This is a genomic window from Frigoribacterium sp. CFBP 13707, from assembly GCF_014842245.1.
Classification (GTDB): domain Bacteria; phylum Actinomycetota; class Actinomycetes; order Actinomycetales; family Microbacteriaceae; genus Frigoribacterium; species Frigoribacterium endophyticum.
The window spans coordinates 629040-645602 of record NZ_JACYVL010000001.1 but is presented as its reverse complement, the minus strand read 5'-3'; the positions used below and the strand labels follow the sequence as shown (position 1 = coordinate 645602).

Genomic DNA, 16563 nt, shown 5'->3' with positions numbered 1-16563 from the left:
GTCCAGCCCCGAACGGTGCACGGTCTGCAGGCGCAGGCTGGGGGCATGACCGACTCGACCCGCGCCTCCGACCAGTCCTCCTCCTCCTCCTCCGACCCGACCCGCGACTCCGCCGGGTCCGACGCCCCGACGACCGCCGTCCTCTTCGACATCGACGGCACGCTCGTCGACTCGAACTACGCGCACGTCGACGCCTGGTCGAAGGCCTTCGCCGACATCGGGCACCCCGTCGACAGCTGGCGGATCCACCGCGCGATCGGGAAGGACAGCTCGCTGCTGCTCAGCTCGCTCCTCGGCGACGACGTCGCGGAGGCGCGGGGCGAGGAGGCGAAGGAGCGCCACTCCGCGCACTACCTGCCCCACGGCGACACCGACCTGCACGTCTTCGACCAGGTGCCCGAGCTGCTCGCCGAGATCGGCCGCCGCGGGCACCGCGTCGTGCTCGCGACCAGCGCCCCCGAGGAGGAGCTCGAGGTGCTGCGCCCCCTGCTCGACGTCGAGGGCGCCCTCTGGGCCGTCACCTCGTCGGAGGACGCCGAGACGGCCAAGCCCGACCCCGGCATCGTCCAGGCCGCGCTCGACGAGGCCGGGGTCGACGCCGACCACGCCGTCATGGTCGGCGACGCGGTGTGGGACGTCGAGGCAGCCGGGCGGGCCGGCGTCGCCTGCGTCGGCGTGCTGACCGGCGGCATGTCGCGCAGCGAGCTCACCGAGGCCGGCGCGGCCGAGGTCGTCGACGACGTGGCCGCTCTGCTGCGCGGCCTCGACGACAGCGTGATCGGGCGGCTCGGCGCGTGATCGGGCGGCTCGGCGCCTGAGCGCCGACGCGGCGGTCGGACGGCGACGAACCACGTCGTCGCACCCGAACCATGCCGCGGCGTGGTTCGCCGGCGAGGACGTGGTGTGTCTCAGCTCGGCTCGGCGGCGGCGCGTCAGCGGCGGCAGAACCAGCGCGCGACGCGACGGAGGCCGCGGCGTCGGCCGGCCGGCGGCGTGCAGGCCCGCCGCGGCGGCGCGGGCACGAAGGTGACCGACCGGCACGAGGTGCAGGTCAGCAGCTCGGGGTGCACCGACAGCCCCGAGCCGAAGAACGGGTTCCGCACGAGACGGGCCGGGCCGCCGCACTCGGCACAGCGGGCGGGGCGGTCGAGGGAGGAGTCGCGCGGCGTCATCGTGTCCTCCTGGTGTCGTCGGGGCGGGCGGTCGAGGAGTCTTCGGGGCGCGGCCGCGCCGGGTTGGGTGCGGCGGCGTCCCCAGTCCGGGTGCCGGGGCGGTGCCGGCGCGGTGCCGACACTGTGCCGGGGCGGTGCCGGCGCGGCGCTCGCGCCCACCACGCACGGGCGCCCCGCCACGACGTGCGTGACGGGGCGCCCGGGAGGGAGGCGGTGCGGCTGCCTAGCCCTCGAAGGTCGCGTCGAGCGTGATCTCGACGCCGGTGAGGGCCTTGCTGACCGGGCAGGTCTCCTTGGCGTCCTGCGCGGCGGCCTGGAAGGCGGCCTCGTCGATGCCGGAGACCTCGCCGCGGACGGTGAGGGCGATGCCCGTGAGGCGGAACCCGCCGGCCGAGTCCGGGCCGAGCGTGACGTCGGCCTTGACGTCGAGCGCCTCGACCGTGCCGCCGGCCGCGCCGAGCACGGCGCTGAACTGCATGGCGTAGCAGGCGGAGTGGGCCGCGGCGAGCAGCTCCTCGGGGCTGGTCGAGCCGTTCGCCTCGTCAGCGGCGCGCTTCGGGAACGACACGTCGTACGTGCCGACGCCGGAGCTGGTCATCTCGACCTGGCCCTCGCCGGTCTCGAGGCTTCCGTTCCAGGCGGTGCGAGCGGTGCGAGTGGGCATGCTGTCTCTCTTTCGTCGGTGTGGGTCGGGTGTCGCGGGTGGTCGGAGGAGTCAGGGGGCCGAGGGCCGAGGAGTCGCGGGGCGGCCTACGAGGACGCCGCGCGCACGCTGTCGGCCACCGTGCCGAGGGTCTCGGTCAGGTCGGCGATGTCGGCGGGCCGGAGCCCCGTCGCGGCGCAGATGCTCTCGGGGATGCGCGCGGCCCGGCCGCGCAGGTCGTCGCCCGCCGCGGTCAGCGACACCGTCACGGCGCGCTCGTCGCGACCGCCGCGCGCCCGGGTCACGAGGCCCTGGGCGTCGAGGCGGCGGAGCAGCGGCGAGAGGGTGCCCGAGTCGAGGTGCAGGCGCTCGCCGAGGGCGGAGACACCGGTCGGGCCCTGCTCCCAGAGCACGAGCATGACGAGGTACTGCGGGTAGGTCAGGCCGAGCGGCTCGAGCAGCTCGCGGTATCGGGCGGTCAGGGCGCGCGACGCCGCGTAGAGGGCGAAGCAGATCTGCTCGTCGAGCAGGGGAGCGGTCGCCGGGGAGGCGGTGGTCGCCTCCGCCACCGGGGTCGCGCTCGTCGTCGTCATGGTCGTGACGCTACCACATCGCGCGCAACTCGGTTGAGCGCAATGCAGTGCGGGGGCCGAGACGACGAGACCCGTCGCCCCGCGAGGCGGGGCGACGGGTCTCGGGACGGACGGCGTGGATCAGTCGCCGACCTTCTCGTCCGCAGCGTCGGTGGCCTTGTCGATCTGCTCCGAGTGGCCGCCGCCGGTGGCCTTGTCGGCCGCGTCGCCGGCCTTGTCGAGCCCGGCGTCCGAGACCTTCTCGCCCTTGTCGCTGTTCAGGAAGTCTCCGGCCTTGTCGGCGATGCCTGCCATGGTGTTCTCCTTCTGCGTCGGTGGCGCCGCGGCGTTCCCCGCGGTCGACCCCAGCCTGCGCCCGGCCCGCCCGGGCGTCGTCCCAGGGTGTACCCCGGCCGCGCGGCGACCGGGTCGCGTAGCGTCGCAGCATGAGCCACGACAGCGAGCACGACGCCCCCGACAGCACGGGGATGACCGCCGACGAGAAGCGCCACGACCAGCTCACCCGGGCGCCGAAGTCGGACGAGACGGACGCGGCTCCGCGCATCACGACCGAGGAGCGCCCCGACGGCGTCACGCGCATCGACGTCGCCGACACCGCCAAGGTGCGCCCGGGCGGCGGCGAGAGCCAGGCACAGGGCTGAGCTGAGCCGCTCGCCCGACTGCCCGCGCGGGGCGGCCCGGCGCCTCAGCTCGCCGCGACCGCCCCGAGCCGGAACCTCTCGGGGGCCGGCGTGCCCGTCGCGACGCCCGCCAGCAGCGTGCCGAGCAGGGGCCCGAACTTGAAGCCGTGCCCCGCGAACCCGGTCGCGACGGTCGCCGCGCCGACCCGGTCGAGCACGAAGTCCTCGGTCGGGGTCGTGTCGTACAGGCAGCTGATCGGCACGAGGCTGTCGACGTCGACGCCGGGCACCCACCGCTCGACGTACTCGCGCAGCACCGCCGTGCCCTCGGCGGTCGGCGCGAAGTCGCGCTCGTCCGGGTGCACCTCGCGGCCGGTGCCGTGGGTGCCGACCTTGACGCCCTCGCCCGGCGTCAGCAGCCCGTAGACGCTGCTCACCACGGAGCGCAGGGCCGGGTCGGAGGGGTAGTGCACGAAGCTCGGCCACGCCTCGTCGGGCAGGGCGGAGGCGAAGTGCGCCGGCTGCTCCTGCGTCACGCGCACCGGGGGCAGCGGGGTGCCCGCCGCGGCGGCGTGCTCGGCGACGAGGTCGTGGGCCCACGAGCCGACCGCGAGCACGACGCTGGCGACGCGGACCACCGAGGAGGCGCCTCCTGCGCCCTCGAGGCGGAGCACCGCCCCCTCGTCGGTCAGGTCGAGGTCGCGCAGGCGGGTCTCGAAGCGGAGCTCGGCGCCGTGCGCGACCGCGGAGTCGAGCATCGCCTCGATGGCGTCGGCGGAGCGCAGGCGGCCGGCCTCGGCGTGGACGAGCGCGCTCGTGTCGATGCGGAGCCCGGGCCAGCGGGCCTCGGCCTCGGCGGGGGCCAGGCGCTCGTGGGCGACGCCGGCGCGCTCGAACGCGGCCTGGATCGCGTCGAGCACGGCGGGGTCGCCGTGGTCGACGGCGCCGGTGAGGTCGAGCAGGTCGCGGCCGGTCTCGCGCTCCAGCTCGCGCCACTCGGCGAGGGCGGCGCCGGTCATCGCGACGTAGTCGTCGGCCGTGTAGCCGCGGCGGAAGATCCTGGTGGCGCCGTGCGACGAGCCGGCCTCGTGGCCGCGCGCGAACCGCTCGACCACGAGCACGCGGGCGCCCGACCGGGCCAGGGCCCGGGCCGTCGCGGCGCCGACGACGCCGGCCCCGACGACGACGTGGTCCCAGGCGGGCTGCGCGGCGGTGCTCTCGACGGGGCTCGGCTCGGTCATCCTGCGAGGGTAGCGGGGCCCCCGAACCACCGACTGATCGACGAACCACGTCACGAGGTGGTTCGTTGATCAGTCGGTGGTCAGTTCGTCGGCGTCGGCGACGGCGACGGGGCGCCCGTCAGCGGTGGATGGGGTCGGAGCGGTCGCGCAGCCGCACGCCCGTCGCTCCCGAGCGCACCGCGAGCACCTCGGCGAGCACCGAGATCGCCGTCTCCTCCGGGGTGCTCGCCCCGAGGTCGAGCCCGATGGGGGAGTGCAGGCGGGCCAGCGACTCCTCGTCGACGTCGAGGGCGCGCAGCTGGCGGACGCGCCGCTCGTGCGTGCCGCGCGACCCCATCGCGCCGACGTACGCGGCGGGGGAGGCGAGCGCCGCCGCGACCAGCTCGGCGTCGAACCGGTCGTCGTGCGAGAGCACGGCGACGACGGTGCGCTCGTCGACCTCGGTGCTCGCGAGCCAGGTCGGCGGCCAGGCGACGACGACCTCCTCGGCCGAGGGGAAGCGCTCGGGGGTCAGGAAGACCGGCCGCGGGTCGCAGACGGTGACGCGGTAGCCGAGGGCGGAGCCGGCGGCGCAGAGGGCGACCGCGAACTCCACGGCCCCGACCACGAGGAGTCGCGGGGCCGGCACCGAGCGCTCGGTCACCAGGCGGAGCCCCGCGCACGCGTCGAGGTCGGCCGGGTCGACGACGTCGCCGAGGCGCGGGCCGGCCGTGCCGGCCGTGCCGGCCGTGCCGGCCGTGCCGGCCGGCCCGGCCGTGCCTCGCGTGGCGTCGGCGTCGCCCGTGGTGTCCCGGTCGGCGGCGTCGCGCCCGTCGGCCGTGGCGGCCGCGCCGACGACCCGCGTGAGCGACGCCGGGCGGCCGGCCCGCGCCTCCCGCAGCTGGCGGACGACCTCGTCGTCGTCGGCGGAGAGCCGCTGCACGACGACCTCGATGGTGCCGCCGCAGCTGAGGCCGACCTCGAAGCCGGCCTCGTCGCTGAAGCCGAACGACTCGAGCAGGGGCACGCCGTCGGCGAGCACCCGCTCGCACGCCTCGTAGAGGGCCCCCTCGACGCAGCCGCCGGAGATGCTGCCGATCACGGTGCCTTCGGCCGTCACGACCATGGAGGTGCCGACCGTGCGGGGCGCGCTGCCGACGACCGAGACGGCGGTCGCGACCGCGACGCGCTCGCCCGCGTCGAGGCGGGCGAGCAGGCGGTCGGCGATCTCGAACACGGGGGCTCCTCGGGGGAGGGCGCGCGGGGCGCGCGGACGGGTCCGCCGATCGTACCCGGCGCCCGGGCGCGGGCCTGCCGCGGGCCCGCGCCCGGCTGCGGCAGACTCGGGGGGTGACCGACCCCGCCGTGCCGCCCCCCGCCTCCGCCCGTCCCCTCCGCGAGGTCGTGGCCGACTGGGTCGTGGGCTGGACGGCCTCGCGCGGTGTCGTCGCCGTCGAGCGCGACGGCTCGTGGCGCGTGCCGTTCGGGCACCCCGACCGCTGGGCCGAGTTCGTGGTGCCGCTCGACGGCGGCCCCGGAGCGGGTTCGTCCTCCTCGGCTGCCTCGGCCACCTCGTCCTCCTCGGCCGCCTCCCGCGCCGCGCGCACGGAGCAGCTCGCCGCCGTGCTCGCCGAGGCCGCCGAGGTCGGGCGTCTCGGCGACCGCGTCTGGGTGACCGTGGTCGGCCACGACCCCGAGGCCGTCGTGGCGGCCGGTCGGCGCTCCGGCTTCGAGGTGCGGAGCGCCGAGGAGTCGCTGATGGGCATCGCCCTCGACCAGCAGGCCGTGCGCGACGTGCCGGCGCCTTACGAGCTCGACGTGCAGGAGGTCGGGGCGGCCCCCGCCCCCGTCCTGCGGGCGACCGCCTGGGTCGGCGAGGGCCACCCCGGCGAGGGGGACGACGCCGCGACCGGCCGGGCGGCCCTGACCCCCGCGGGCACCGCCGTGCTCGACCGCGTCGAGACCGACGACGAGCACCGCCGCCGCGGCCTCGGCGGGGCGGTCGTGCACGCCCTCGTCGCCGAGTCCCGGCGACGCGGTGCGACCCGGGGGCTGCTCGTGGCCTCGGTCGACGGCGCCCTGCTCTACCGGTCGCTCGGCTGGGAGCCCACGGCGTCGGTCGTGATCCTCGTCACCCCCGCCGTGCGCTGAGATCGGGCGGAGGGGGTGACCCCGCCGCCGACCGGGGGCAGGATGTGGTCATGACCCGCGCCTCCGTCGTCTCCGTCAGCCGCGACTCCGCCCACCGCTTCAGCAAGCCGGTGGTCGACGAGATCACGCTCGTGGCGGGGCTCGGCGTGGAGGGCGACGCGCACTCCGGCACGAGGGTGCAGCACCGGTCGCGCGTGCGGCGCGACCCGAGCCAGCCGAACCTGCGGCAGGTGCACCTGATGCACGAGGAGGTCCTCGCGGAGGCGCGTTCGGCCGGCCTCGACGTCTCGCCCGGCGAGATGGGCGAGAACGTCACCACCCGGGGCGTCGACCTGCTCGGCCTGCCGACCGGCACCCGTCTGCGGCTCGGGGCGGAGGCCGTCGTCGAGGTGACCGGGCTGCGCAACCCCTGCACGCAGATCGAGGGCTTCGAGCCGGGGCTCCTGAAGCAGATGGTCGGCCGGGGCCCCGACGGCCAGGTCGAGCGCCGCGCCGGCGTCATGTCGGTCGTGCTCGTCGGCGGCACCGTGCGTGCTGGCGACGAGGTCGTCGTCGAGCTGCCCGCCGGCGAGCCGCTGCCGCTGCAGCCCGTCTGACCCGCGCCGCCGCCGCTCCAGCCCGTCTGACCCGCGCCGCCGCCGCTGCTCGCGTGCCGGTGGTTGCAAATGCCGACCGCCGAGCCTGCAATACGTGATCTTTCCCGCACCAGGTGTGCCCTCGGGTGCAGATGGTCGGGAATTGCGGCACCGGAGGAGGCGAACGAGCCTCGGCCACGCGGCCGCGGCAGGCGCTCGTCGCTGGTCGGCAGGATGTCGGTGGCGCGCCTCCCCGGGGCGTCGGTAGCGTCGCGACATGGCGATCGTCCCCGACACGAAGAACTGGACCTGGGTGCTCGACGAGACCTGCAGCGACTGCGGGTACGACGGGCCGGCGACGGAGTTCCGCGAGGTGCCGCGCCTCGTCCGCGACAACGCGGCGGCGTGGCCCGGGGTGCTCGCGGCCCCCGACGCGGCCGTCCGCCCCGACGACCGCACCTGGTCGGCCCTCGAGTACGGCGCCCACGTGCGCGACGTCTTCCGGGTGTTCGACGAGCGGCTCGCGCTGATGCTCCGCGAGGAGGCGCCCGCCTTCGCGAACTGGGACCAGGACGCCACCGCCGTGGCCGACCGCTACTCCGAGCAGCAGCCGGCCGCGGTCGCCGCCGAGCTGGTCGCCGCGGCCGAGGTCGTCGCCGCCCGCTTCGAGGCCGTGGCCGACGAGCAGCTCGGTCGCACCGGCCTCCGGTCGGACGGCTCGGCCTTCACGGTGGAGTCGCTCGCGCGCTACTTCGTGCACGACCCGGTGCACCACCTCCACGACGTGCGTCGCTGAGGTGCGGCGGGTCGGCGTCGTCCTGGGCGGGCGGGCGCTGACCCGCCGGCAGTGACGGCGACCCGCCGGCTCGTTCCCGGCTGCCGCCCGGGGTCGCGATGACCCGCCGACCCGCCGACCCGCAGCAGCGGTGCGCCGCCGCCGCGGCTCAGCCCTGCCCGGCCCCCGCGGCGCCGGCCAGCGCCAGCGCGAGCGCCGCGACGCCCGCCGCGAACGTCAGCAGCGCGACCGCCGCCGGCAACAGCCCGCCGCCGATCGGGGCGCGGTCGTCCGCCCCGGAGGTGAGGAGGCGGTGCACCCGCCGGTACCGCCGGTGCGCTCCCACGAGCACCGCGACCGACGCCGCGACCCCGAGCCCGGCGACCGCGTACGTCGCGGCGCCGTCGCCGAGCAGCAGGGGCAGCACGCGGAGCCCGACGAGCGACCCCACCGTGAGGGCGAGCGCCGTCCGCCGCCACGCGAGCGCGGTGCGCTCGGGCTGCAGCCCGGAGTCGAACGGGCGGGCGGAGCGGTCGACGCGACCCGCGCCTCCCTCGCTCACGCCGCCGCCGACCTGCGCGGTGCCGCGCGCGTGCAAGTTGCAGTGGACCGGCGCCCCGCAGCCGACCGGCGCGGCGCCGCGCGCGTGAGCCCCGCCGCCCCCCGGCACGTCCCGGCCGGCCCCCGGGTCACGCGAGCACCACCGCGAGCAGCACGAGCACCCCGGCCACCACGACGGCGACGCCGATCGGCAGCGCCAGCCGAGCCGAGGGCAGCGGGCGGCCGAGCCGCAGCGCCCGCTCCGCCTGGGCCCAGCCGAACCAGGCCTGCACGGGGGTGGCGACGCCCGCGACGATGAGCACGAGCGAGGCGGCCAGCCGGAGGTGCGGTTCGAGGCCCAGCCCGAGCGCCTCCAGGGCGACGCCGCCGGCGAGCAGGGCGAGGGCGGTGCGGATCCACGCGAGGAAGGTGCGTTCGTTCGCCAGCGTGAAGCGGGCGTCGGGCTCGCTGCCCACGCCGTAGACGGACGAGGGGAAGCGGCGCGCGGTCACCCCCTCACGCTACTGCGGGCAGCCCCGCGGGGCGACGAACCACTTCCTCGCTCCAGAACCACGCCGCGGCGTGGTTCGCGTGCGAGGACGTGGTGCCCGACGCGGCGACCGGCTCGCGGCGGCCAGCTCGCTTCGGCCGGCTCGCCGGGCCGCGCGCGGGTCAGCCGCGGTGGCGACGGATGCGGATCGGTCCCTTCGCGGTCGACGGGTCGACGACCGACCCGCCCTGGGTGATGTCGACCTCGCCCGCGGCGACCAGGCGGCGGGCGGCGCGGCGCACCGGCTCCATCAGGTCACGCCAGGCGGCCTCGTCGTCGGGAGCGATCGACCGGGCGACGTCGGAGGGGCAGATGGTGGAGGCGGCGGCCCGGCTGGCGAGGAGCGACCGGATGCGCTCCTCCAGCTCCCGGTCGAGCGCCGACACCTTGCGCTTTCGGCACGCGTCGCTGCAGTACGCGACCTCGTCCCAGTTCGCGGCCCACTTCTTGCGCCACTCGATGCGGCGGCCGCACGAGCGGCAGGTCTTCTCGTCGTGCTCGGGCATGGCCCCATGCTGCTCCCCGCCTCCGTGAGCCGCCCGAGCGCCGAGCGCCGAGCGCCCGCCCGCCTACCGCTCCTCGGCTCTTCCGCTCCTCCGCTCTTCCTGTCCTCTCAAATTTGAGAGTGATCAGCCCGCCGACGACGAGAACAGGCGGGAGGCGCGGGGCCGATCCCCGGATCACTCGCGTCTTCCTCCGCCCGCCCCGCCCCGGGGAACGCACCCGCCGCACCCGTGCCTGCCGCACGCACGCACGCCGCCGCGCCCGAGCCCCGAGCGCCGAGCGCCGAGCGCCGAGCGCCAAGCGCCCGCCCGCCCGCCCGCCCCACGCCCTGGCGCCTCGCGGCCGCGTCGCGTACCCTCGACGGTGGTCGTGCGTCACGCGCGGCCCCGGGCGTGCACGACAGCGCGCAGTCGGGATCACCATCCTCCCCGTGCACCACGGGTCGAGAGAACGGCGCCCGCCGACTGACCGAGACCCTCCATGACCCTCGCACCTCCGCGTCCCCCGCGCCTCCCGGCCGGTGACGGACGCTCCACCCGCTTCCCCCTCGCCGGCCTGCTCGCGCTCGCCGTCGCGACCTTCCTCTCCATCTCCGGGGAGATGCTGCCGACCGGGCTGCTGCCCGAGATGAGCAGCGAGCTCGGCGTGACCGAGTCGGCCATCGGCCTGCTCGTCAGCGTCTTCGCGTTCACGGTCGTGCTCACCAGCACGACCCTCACGCACCTCACGCGCCGCCTGCCGCGGCACCTGCTCGTCGTCGGCCTGATCGCCGTGCTCGCCGTGAGCGCCGCGCTCACCGCGGTCGCGCCGAGCTACGAGCTGGTCGTGGCGTCGCGCATCCTCGGCGGCCTCGCCCACGGCATGTTCTGGGCGATCGGCGGCGCCTACGCGGCGCACCTCGTGCCCCGTGAGCAGGTGGGCCGCGCGCTCGCCGTCGCCATGAGCGGCGGCACCCTCGCCTTCGTGCTGGGCGTGCCGCTCGGCACCGCGCTCGGCCAGGCCCTCGGCTGGCGCGCGGCGTTCGGCGTGCTCGCGGGAGCCATGGCGCTCGGCGCGCTGCTCGTCTGGCGGCTGCTGCCGCCGGTGCCCGCCCCCGACCCGAGCACCGTCACCGGGGCGGTGCCGACCATCGACGCGGCCGACTCGACGGCCGCAGCCTCCGCCTCCGCCTCCGCCTCCGCGACCACGCCGTCGGCGACGACCACGGCACGCCGCCGGATGCCCGCGCCGTCGGTGCTCGGCATCGTCTTCAGCTGCGTCGTGACCGCCGTCTTCATGGTCGGCCACTACTCGTTCTTCACCTACATCGCGCCGTACCTGGTGCGCTCGACCGGCATCGAGGAGTCGCAGCTCAGCCTCGCGCTGTTCGCGTTCGGCATCGCGGGCGGCGTCGGCCTGCTGCTCGTCGGCTGGTTCCTCGGCAAGCGCCCGCGCATCACCATCCCGGTCGGCATGGCCGTGGTCGTCGTCGCCGTGCTCGCGATGGTGGCGCTGGAGGGGCAGCCCGGCCCGTCGCTCGTCGCGTTCGTCGTCTGGGGCGTGACGTTCGGCGCGCTGCCGCCGCTGTTCCAGACGAAGATGCTGCAGGTCGCCCCGTCACGCCTCCGCGACATCGCGAGCGCGTTCTACACGACCGGCTTCAACGCCGGCATCGGCGGCGGTGCCCTGATGGGCGCCCTCGTGCTCGACGGAGCCGGTCTCGACGTGCTCCCGCTGCTCTACGTCGTCGTCGCCGCGGTGATGCTCGTCGTCGTGCTCGTCACCGACGCCGTCCTGATGCGGCGCTCGCCGCGCTGACGCACTCCGGGTCCACCCCGGACGACGGAGGCGCGGTGCCGGTACACGACGGAGTAGCGGTGCCGGACACGACGGACGCGCGGCCGGACACGACGGAGGCGCGGTGCCGGGACCGAGGGCGGGTCGCGCTCGACGCGACCCCGCTCCGGTGCCGGCACCGCGCCTCCCTCAGGTGACGGGTCGCCCGTGGCGTCGGTCAGCGACGGCGCGTGCTGCCGCCCTTGCCGGTCGAGCCGCCCTTGCCGGTGCGCTTCTGGACCTGGCGGATGATGATCGGGATGAGCAGGGGGGCGAGGCGGCGGAGCAACGAGGCCATGAGGGTCTCCTTCGTGGTGGTCGTGGGCGGTCGACGGTACCCGCCGTCGCCGGGAGCCGTCCGGCCGGGCGCGCTCCGCGGCCAGGGCCGGGCGGTCGCCCCGCCGCGTAGGGTGGCCCGGTCCGGCGACGACGAGCGTCGCCGGCGACAGCAGGGGGACCCATGACCACGACGACTTCGAGGGCAGCGCTGACCGCCCTCACCACCGGGGCCCTCGCGCTCGGCCTGCTGCTCACCGGCTGCACGGCCGGCGGCGACGACTCGGGCGACGCGAGCGGCGGCAGCAGCGCGGGCAGCGACGGCAGCGGCAGCGGCAGCGGCTCCGGCGGCTCGGCCCTGGAGGCCGAGGCTCCCGAGAGCGGCACGCTCACCTCCTTCGCCTCGTGCGACGAGGTCGGCACCGCGCTCGGCGGCTCGATCGACGGCCTCGAGCTGCAGGAGGGCGGCAGCACCAGCGCCTCCAGCGTGCAGTGCATCTGGTCGACGCCGGGCGTCGAGCCCCAGGAGGGCTCGGCGATCATCGCCCTCGCGAGCGCGCAGGAGCTCGACGCCGCGGCCATCGACGAGCAGGTCTCGCAGATCACCGCGTCCGAGGGCACCGAGTCCGTCGACGACGGCCTCGCCTCGGCGGTGGGCGGACGGGCGTTCGTGTCGACGATCGACCAGGCCGACGTGCCCACCACGCAGGCGAGCGTCATCACGCCGCACGGCCTCGTCATCGTCGGCTCGACCGCCGCCGGCGAGGGCGACGAGCCGCTCTCGACCGACGACACCCTCGCGCTGACGTACGCCCTGCTCGACTAGCCGGGCAGCCGACGGGACCACGACCCCGCCCGGGCACCGCGCCGCGGCCCGGTCCCCTGGCGAGGTCGTGGTCCCCCTCTGGTGACCGGTGACGAGTGCTCAGCCCCGCGCGAGCGTCGCCGTCAGGTAGTCGGCCAGCACACGCTGCCCCGCGTCGTTCGGGTGCAGCCCGTCGGCCGACAGCAGCGAGCCGAGGTCGGCGACCCCCGACCCGGCCAGGGCGTCGTCGATCGTCACGTGCGCGGAGCCCGTCTGGCGGGCGACCTCCTCGACGGCGCTCCGGTAGTCGGCGGCGGATCCGTTCCACGCCGAGGCGACGCTGAGCGCCGGCGTGAACTCGTCCACGACCAGCACCGACGGGGCGGAGTCGAGGCCCTGCAGCCCCTCGATCAGCGTGGTGTAGCCGGCCGCGAGGTCGTCGGGGCTCGTCGTCACGGCGTCGTTGGCGCCCAGCGTGATCGTCACGAGGTCGGGCTGCGCCGCCCCGGCCGCGGCGAGGAACCCGTCGAGGTCGTCGGTGAACGTCGACACCGTCGCGCCCGAGCGTGCCGAGTCGTACAGGGTGAGGCCGCGCCCGCGGTCTCCGTCGAACTGGGCCAGGCCCTGCAGCACCACGCTCGCCGGGGCGTCGTCGGCGACCGAGATCGTGACGACGTGCGGCCCGGCGGCGAGCCCCGTGACCTCGGTCACGCCGACCGTGCCGGAGGCGTCCGAGGCGTCCGAGCCGCTCGAGCCGTCCGAGCCGCTCGAGCCGCCTGAGGCTCCCGAGGCCGTGTCGACCACCACCTCCGCCTGCGCGTCGACGCGGTACGAGAACGCCCCCTCGCCCGGCGTCCACCAGAGGTCGAGGTCGGTGCCGACGGTGTCGTACCGGAGGCTGGAGCCCGGGTCGAGCTCGACGGCGCGGTGCCCCAGGTCGGCGACGTCGGCGACCGCCGTGGTGCGGCCGTCACGGGCGGTGGCCCACTGCGCCCAGGGAGAGTCGGGGCCGTACGTCGCGAAGGCGGCCGGGCGGTAGCCGACCCCGCCCGCGACTCCCTCGACCGGGTGCGCCGCCCGCAGCCCGTCCCGCGTGAGGTCGACCCAGCGGGTGCCGAGCGACGAGGCGCCCTGCCCCTCGGTGATCGAGTCGCCCACGGCGAGCCAGCGGGCCGGCTCGACGTCGACGTCGGCCAGGGCGGCGTCCCAGGTCGCCCAGGCGTCGGCCGAGGAGGAGCCGGAGGCGCCCGACGGGCCCGTCGCGCTCGGCGCGGGGGAGCTCGCCGAGCCCGACGTCTCCGCGGCGGGCGCCGTCTCGCCCGTGGTGCACGCCGTCAGCCCGAGGCCGAGCAGCCCCAGGCCCGCGACGACGCCGAGGCGCGAGAGGAGTCGCGGTGCGGCCCTCACGACTCGGTCACCCTGCCGCCCTCGACCAGCCAGTGCCGGTCGAGGCGGACCGTCTCGAGCATCCGGCGGTCGTGGGTCACGAGGAGGAGCGTGCCCTCGTACGTCTCGAGCGCCTGCTCGAGCTGCTCGATGGCCGCGAGGTCGAGGTGGTTGGTGGGCTCGTCGAGCACGAGCACGTTGACGCCGCGGGCCTGCAGCAGGGCGAGGCCCGCGCGGGTGCGCTCGCCGGGCGAGAGCTCGTCGACCGGGCGAGAGACGTGGTCGGCCTTGAGCCCGAACTTCGCGAGCAGCGTGCGGACCTCGGCCTGGGGCCAGTCGGGCACGAGCGCCTCGAAGGCCTCGGCGAGCGGCACGGTGCCGGCGAGCTGCGCGCGGGCCTGGTCGATCTCGCCGACGGCGACGCTGGTGCCGGTGCTCGCGCCGCCCTCGGTCGGCGCCTGCCGCCCGAGGAGGCCGCGCAGCAGCGTCGACTTGCCGGCGCCGTTCGGCCCGGTGATGCCGATGCGGTCGCCGCCCGCCACCTGCAGCGACACCGGCCCGAGCACGAACTCGCCCGTCTCGGGGTCGCCCTGGCGGAACACCGCGCCGCTGAGCGTCGACACGACCGCGCTCGACCGCGGTGCGGAGCCGATGGTGAACTCGAGCTGCCACTCCTTGCGGGGCTCGTCGACCTCGTCGAGCCGAGCGATGCGGCTCTCCATCTGGCGCACCTTCTGCGCCTGCTTCTCGCTCGACTCGGCGGACGCCTTGCGACGGATCTTGTCGTTGTCGGGCGCCTTCTTCATCGCGTTGCGGACGCCCTGGCTCGACCACTCGCGCTGGGTGCGTGCCCGGCCGACCAGGTCGGCCTTCTTGTCGGCGAACTCGTCGTAGGCCTCGCGGGCGTGACGCCGCGCGGTCTCGCGCTCTTCCAGGTACGAGTCGTAGCCGCCGCCGAAGACCCGGTTCGACGACTGGGCGAGGTCGAGCTCGAGCACCTTCGTGACGCACCGGCCGAGGAACTCGCGGTCGTGGCTGACCAGCACGATGCCGCCGCGCTGCCCCTCGACGAAGCGCTCGAGCCGCTCGAGGCCGTCGAGGTCGAGGTCGTTGGTGGGCTCGTCGAGCAGGGCGACGTCGAAGCGGCTGAGCAGCAGGGCCGCGAGGCCGACGCGGGCCGCCTGGCCGCCGCTCAGCGCGGTCATCAGCGATGCGGGGCCGACCGCGCCGTCGCCGTCGCTGTCGAGCCCGAGGTCGGCGAGCACCTGGGGGAGGCGGTCGTCGAGGTCGGCCGCCCCGCTCGCGAGCCAGCGGTCGAGCGCCGTCGAGTAGACGTCGGCCGGGTCGAGCCCGTCGGTGCGCGGGGCGGCGTCGACCTCGCCGAGGGCCGCGGCGGCGGCGTCCATCTCGGCGGTGGCCTGCGTGCTGCCGGTGCGGCGCCCGATGTACCCGGCGACCGTCTCGCCCGGCACGCGCTCGTGCTCCTGCGGCAGCCAGCCGACGAAGGCGTCGCCCGGGCTGAGGGTGACGCTGCCGGCCTGCGGCTCGTCGACGCCCGCGAGGAGGCGCAGCAGCGTCGACTTGCCGGCCCCGTTCACGCCCACCACGCCGACGACGTCGCCGGGCGCGACCGTGAGGTCGAGGTCGTCGAACAGCGTGCGGTGCCCGTGGCCGCCGGCGAGGCCCTTGGCCACGAGTGATGCGCTCATCCCCCCATCATCCCAGGCCGGAGGGCGAGCCCCGAGGTCGGCGCCGGGTCGGGCGTGCTCCCGGGGACGGGCACGCCCTGGGGAGGGACGAGCCGCGGCCGAGGCGTCGTCGGCGCTCGGGCACGCCCCAGCCTCGACTGGCACGCTGAGCGCATGGCCACCCTCACTCGTCCCCGCCGCGGCAAGATGATCGCGGGCGTCTGCGCCGCCCTCGCGAACCGCTTCGGCCTCAGCCCGTTCCTCGTGCGCGTGATCTTCGTCGCGTCGCTGCTGCTCCCCGGCCCCCAGGTGCTGCTCTACGTCGTCCTCTGGGTTCTCTTCCCCAAGGAGAGCTGAGCCCTCCCGGGGCGACGTCCGGCGGACCGACAGGTCCGTGGCCGGGCTGCTAGCGTCGACGACGCGGCCCCACCCGGGCGCCACACGCCACCTGAGGGGGAGACGACCATGACGTCGACGACGAGCACACGGGCCATCGGAGCGACCGGGGCGGTGCTGCTGAGCGTGCTGCTCGCGGGCTGCTCGGCGGGCTCGTCCGACGAGGCGGCCGGCGGTGACAGCCCCGAGGCGAGCACCTCGACTCCCGCGACGACGCCGGGCGAGGCCTCCTGCGACCTCGAGGGCGCGGTGACCGGCACCGTCCAGCTGACCGAGACCAGCGACTCCTACGAGGTCGTCTTCACGGGCCTGCCCGTCGACGGCGACACCGAGGAGGCGACCTTCCAGCTCATCCTCGGCAGCGACGACGGCGAGGCGCTACTGTCGTCCGAGTTCGTGGGCGGCGCCTTCCGCTCCGCCACCGCGGCCGTGGGCGACGACGAGGGCGTGGACGTGCCCGACGCCGCCACGGCCTCCGGCGACGTCGTGACGGCGGTCTACCCCAAGAGCGTGGGCACGCTGGCCGACTTCGAGGCGTCCGACTGGACCCCGGAGATCACCTTCTCGGTCGCCGGCGCCTCGGACTCCGTGCGCTGCGGCGACGGCACCGTCCTGCCCTACGAGCCTCTGGGCTGAGTCGTCAGCCTCCTCGCCGAGGCCCGCTGGCGGCCCTCGGCGAGGAACCCGGCCGCCAGCGTGAGGTGAGCCCAGATGAACCCCGCCAGCACGACGGGGTAGACGATGTCGATGACGAAGCGCTCTGCTCGCGGCAGTTCCTTCGTGTCCTGGCCCCTGCCCCGCAGCCAGCTGCGAGGAACAGGCTCGTCACGAGGATCGCCCTGCTGCCCCACAGG

Annotated in this window: 20 protein-coding genes; 9 read left to right on the top strand and 11 right to left on the bottom strand. The window is 76.1% G+C overall.

Translation table 11 applies throughout. The features are described 5' to 3' along the window. Positions 1-45: 45 nt before the first annotated feature. On the top strand, positions 46-798 hold the full coding sequence (locus IFT45_RS02895; protein WP_192126595.1) for an HAD family hydrolase: 753 nt from the start codon (positions 46-48) through the stop codon (positions 796-798). Between the two features lie 134 nt (positions 799-932). Here the strand turns inward: IFT45_RS02895 and IFT45_RS02890 are convergent, their stop codons facing one another. The 4 genes from IFT45_RS02890 to IFT45_RS02875 form a co-directional block, all read right to left on the bottom strand. After that, entirely contained in the window at positions 933-1172 is a 240-nt protein-coding gene (locus tag IFT45_RS02890) for a hypothetical protein (RefSeq protein WP_056057152.1), read from the bottom strand. Between the two features lie 223 nt (positions 1173-1395). Continuing rightward, on the bottom strand, positions 1396-1836 hold the full coding sequence (locus IFT45_RS02885; protein WP_056057151.1) for an OsmC family peroxiredoxin: 441 nt from the start codon (positions 1834-1836) through the stop codon (positions 1396-1398). An 86-nt stretch (positions 1837-1922) separates the two neighbouring features. Further along, a complete protein-coding gene (locus tag IFT45_RS02880; protein WP_192126593.1) occupies positions 1923-2408 on the bottom strand; it encodes a MarR family winged helix-turn-helix transcriptional regulator in 486 nt (161 codons plus the stop codon). 120 nt (positions 2409-2528) lie between these two features. Continuing rightward, on the bottom strand, positions 2529-2702 hold the full coding sequence (locus IFT45_RS02875) for an antitoxin (protein ID WP_192126591.1): 174 nt from the start codon (positions 2700-2702) through the stop codon (positions 2529-2531). A gap of 131 nt (positions 2703-2833) precedes the next feature. Here IFT45_RS02875 and IFT45_RS02870 point away from each other — a divergent pair, with 131 nt between their 5' ends. Continuing rightward, positions 2834-3049: a hypothetical protein gene (locus tag IFT45_RS02870; protein WP_056057146.1), complete on the top strand. Its 216-nt coding sequence runs from the start codon at positions 2834-2836 to the stop codon at positions 3047-3049. Positions 3050-3093: 44 nt separating this feature from the next. Here the strand turns inward: IFT45_RS02870 and IFT45_RS02865 are convergent, their stop codons facing one another. Together IFT45_RS02865 and IFT45_RS02860 are read right to left on the bottom strand one after the other, a co-directional pair. Then, entirely contained in the window at positions 3094-4269 is a 1176-nt protein-coding gene (locus IFT45_RS02865; RefSeq protein ID WP_192126589.1) for an FAD-dependent oxidoreductase, read from the bottom strand. A gap of 118 nt (positions 4270-4387) precedes the next feature. Then, positions 4388-5485: an XdhC family protein gene (locus IFT45_RS02860; RefSeq protein ID WP_371810858.1), complete on the bottom strand. Its 1098-nt coding sequence runs from the start codon at positions 5483-5485 to the stop codon at positions 4388-4390. Positions 5486-5598: 113 nt separating this feature from the next. Between IFT45_RS02860 and IFT45_RS17695 the strand changes: the two genes are divergently transcribed. The 3 genes from IFT45_RS17695 (at position 5599) to IFT45_RS02845 (ending at position 7770) form a co-directional block, all read left to right on the top strand. After that, positions 5599-6399 (top strand): GNAT family N-acetyltransferase, encoded by an 801-nt coding sequence (locus IFT45_RS17695; RefSeq protein WP_192126587.1) that lies wholly within the window; start codon positions 5599-5601, stop codon positions 6397-6399. 50 nt (positions 6400-6449) lie between these two features. Next, positions 6450-6995 carry an MOSC domain-containing protein gene (locus IFT45_RS02850; protein WP_192126585.1) on the top strand — a complete coding sequence of 182 codons (546 nt, stop codon included), beginning with the start codon at positions 6450-6452 and terminating at the stop codon, positions 6993-6995. 256 nt (positions 6996-7251) lie between these two features. Continuing rightward, on the top strand, positions 7252-7770 hold the full coding sequence (locus IFT45_RS02845; protein ID WP_192126583.1) for a DinB family protein: 519 nt from the start codon (positions 7252-7254) through the stop codon (positions 7768-7770). A 148-nt stretch (positions 7771-7918) separates the two neighbouring features. Here IFT45_RS02845 and IFT45_RS02840 read toward each other — a convergent pair whose 3' ends face one another. The 3 genes from IFT45_RS02840 to IFT45_RS02830 all read right to left on the bottom strand — a co-directional run bounded on the left by IFT45_RS02840 (position 7919) and on the right by IFT45_RS02830 (position 9345). Next, complete coding sequence (locus tag IFT45_RS02840; RefSeq protein WP_197982116.1) at positions 7919-8347, bottom strand: DUF202 domain-containing protein; 429 nt, start codon at positions 8345-8347, stop codon at positions 7919-7921. Positions 8348-8438: 91 nt separating this feature from the next. Further along, positions 8439-8801, bottom strand: a complete 363-nt coding sequence (locus tag IFT45_RS02835; protein WP_056057140.1) for a YidH family protein — start codon at positions 8799-8801, stop codon at positions 8439-8441. A 160-nt stretch (positions 8802-8961) separates the two neighbouring features. Further along, on the bottom strand, positions 8962-9345 hold the full coding sequence (locus IFT45_RS02830; RefSeq protein ID WP_056057139.1) for a DUF2256 and DUF3253 domain-containing protein: 384 nt from the start codon (positions 9343-9345) through the stop codon (positions 8962-8964). A gap of 478 nt (positions 9346-9823) precedes the next feature. On the opposite strand from IFT45_RS02830, the gene IFT45_RS02825 reads away from it, so the two are divergent. Then, positions 9824-11140, top strand: a complete 1317-nt coding sequence (locus tag IFT45_RS02825; protein WP_192126581.1) for an MFS transporter — start codon at positions 9824-9826, stop codon at positions 11138-11140. A 478-nt stretch (positions 11141-11618) separates the two neighbouring features. Further along, the gene (locus IFT45_RS02820; RefSeq protein WP_192126579.1) at positions 11619-12260 is read left to right on the top strand and encodes a hypothetical protein; all 642 of its coding nucleotides are present in this window, start codon (positions 11619-11621) and stop codon (positions 12258-12260) included. A 99-nt stretch (positions 12261-12359) separates the two neighbouring features. Here IFT45_RS02820 and IFT45_RS17690 read toward each other — a convergent pair whose 3' ends face one another. Then, complete coding sequence (locus IFT45_RS17690) at positions 12360-13646, bottom strand: SGNH/GDSL hydrolase family protein (RefSeq protein WP_192126577.1); 1287 nt, start codon at positions 13644-13646, stop codon at positions 12360-12362. Continuing rightward, positions 13643-15334, bottom strand: a complete 1692-nt coding sequence (locus IFT45_RS02810) for an ABC-F family ATP-binding cassette domain-containing protein (RefSeq protein ID WP_192126576.1) — start codon at positions 15332-15334, stop codon at positions 13643-13645. The genes IFT45_RS17690 and IFT45_RS02810 overlap by 4 nt, the downstream gene beginning before the upstream one ends. Positions 15335-15487: 153 nt before the next feature. On the opposite strand from IFT45_RS02810, the gene IFT45_RS02805 reads away from it, so the two are divergent. Both IFT45_RS02805 and IFT45_RS02800 read left to right on the top strand, forming a co-directional pair. Continuing rightward, on the top strand, positions 15488-15670 hold the full coding sequence (locus IFT45_RS02805; protein WP_056059034.1) for a PspC domain-containing protein: 183 nt from the start codon (positions 15488-15490) through the stop codon (positions 15668-15670). 108 nt (positions 15671-15778) lie between these two features. Continuing rightward, the gene (locus IFT45_RS02800) at positions 15779-16345 is read left to right on the top strand and encodes a hypothetical protein (RefSeq protein ID WP_192126574.1); all 567 of its coding nucleotides are present in this window, start codon (positions 15779-15781) and stop codon (positions 16343-16345) included. The last annotated feature ends 218 nt before the right edge of the window (positions 16346-16563 follow it).

Coding starts and splice junctions, on each gene's coding strand:
- IFT45_RS02870 (WP_056057146.1), top strand. CDS start 2,834: ATGAGCCACGACAGCGAGCACGACGCCCCCGACAGCACGGGGATGACC.
- IFT45_RS02845 (WP_192126583.1), top strand. CDS start 7,252: ATGGCGATCGTCCCCGACACGAAGAACTGGACCTGGGTGCTCGACGAG.
- IFT45_RS02890 (WP_056057152.1), bottom strand. CDS start 1,172: ATGACGCCGCGCGACTCCTCCCTCGACCGCCCCGCCCGCTGTGCCGAG.
- IFT45_RS02825 (WP_192126581.1), top strand. CDS start 9,824: ATGACCCTCGCACCTCCGCGTCCCCCGCGCCTCCCGGCCGGTGACGGA.
- IFT45_RS02880 (WP_192126593.1), bottom strand. CDS start 2,408: ATGACGACGACGAGCGCGACCCCGGTGGCGGAGGCGACCACCGCCTCC.
- IFT45_RS02850 (WP_192126585.1), top strand. CDS start 6,450: ATGACCCGCGCCTCCGTCGTCTCCGTCAGCCGCGACTCCGCCCACCGC.
- IFT45_RS02865 (WP_192126589.1), bottom strand. CDS start 4,269: ATGACCGAGCCGAGCCCCGTCGAGAGCACCGCCGCGCAGCCCGCCTGG.
- IFT45_RS02885 (WP_056057151.1), bottom strand. CDS start 1,836: ATGCCCACTCGCACCGCTCGCACCGCCTGGAACGGAAGCCTCGAGACC.
- IFT45_RS02800 (WP_192126574.1), top strand. CDS start 15,779: ATGACGTCGACGACGAGCACACGGGCCATCGGAGCGACCGGGGCGGTG.
- IFT45_RS02895 (WP_192126595.1), top strand. CDS start 46: ATGACCGACTCGACCCGCGCCTCCGACCAGTCCTCCTCCTCCTCCTCC.
- IFT45_RS02875 (WP_192126591.1), bottom strand. CDS start 2,702: ATGGCAGGCATCGCCGACAAGGCCGGAGACTTCCTGAACAGCGACAAG.
- IFT45_RS02830 (WP_056057139.1), bottom strand. CDS start 9,345: ATGCCCGAGCACGACGAGAAGACCTGCCGCTCGTGCGGCCGCCGCATC.
- IFT45_RS02805 (WP_056059034.1), top strand. CDS start 15,488: ATGGCCACCCTCACTCGTCCCCGCCGCGGCAAGATGATCGCGGGCGTC.
- IFT45_RS02810 (WP_192126576.1), bottom strand. CDS start 15,334: ATGAGCGCATCACTCGTGGCCAAGGGCCTCGCCGGCGGCCACGGGCAC.
- IFT45_RS02820 (WP_192126579.1), top strand. CDS start 11,619: ATGACCACGACGACTTCGAGGGCAGCGCTGACCGCCCTCACCACCGGG.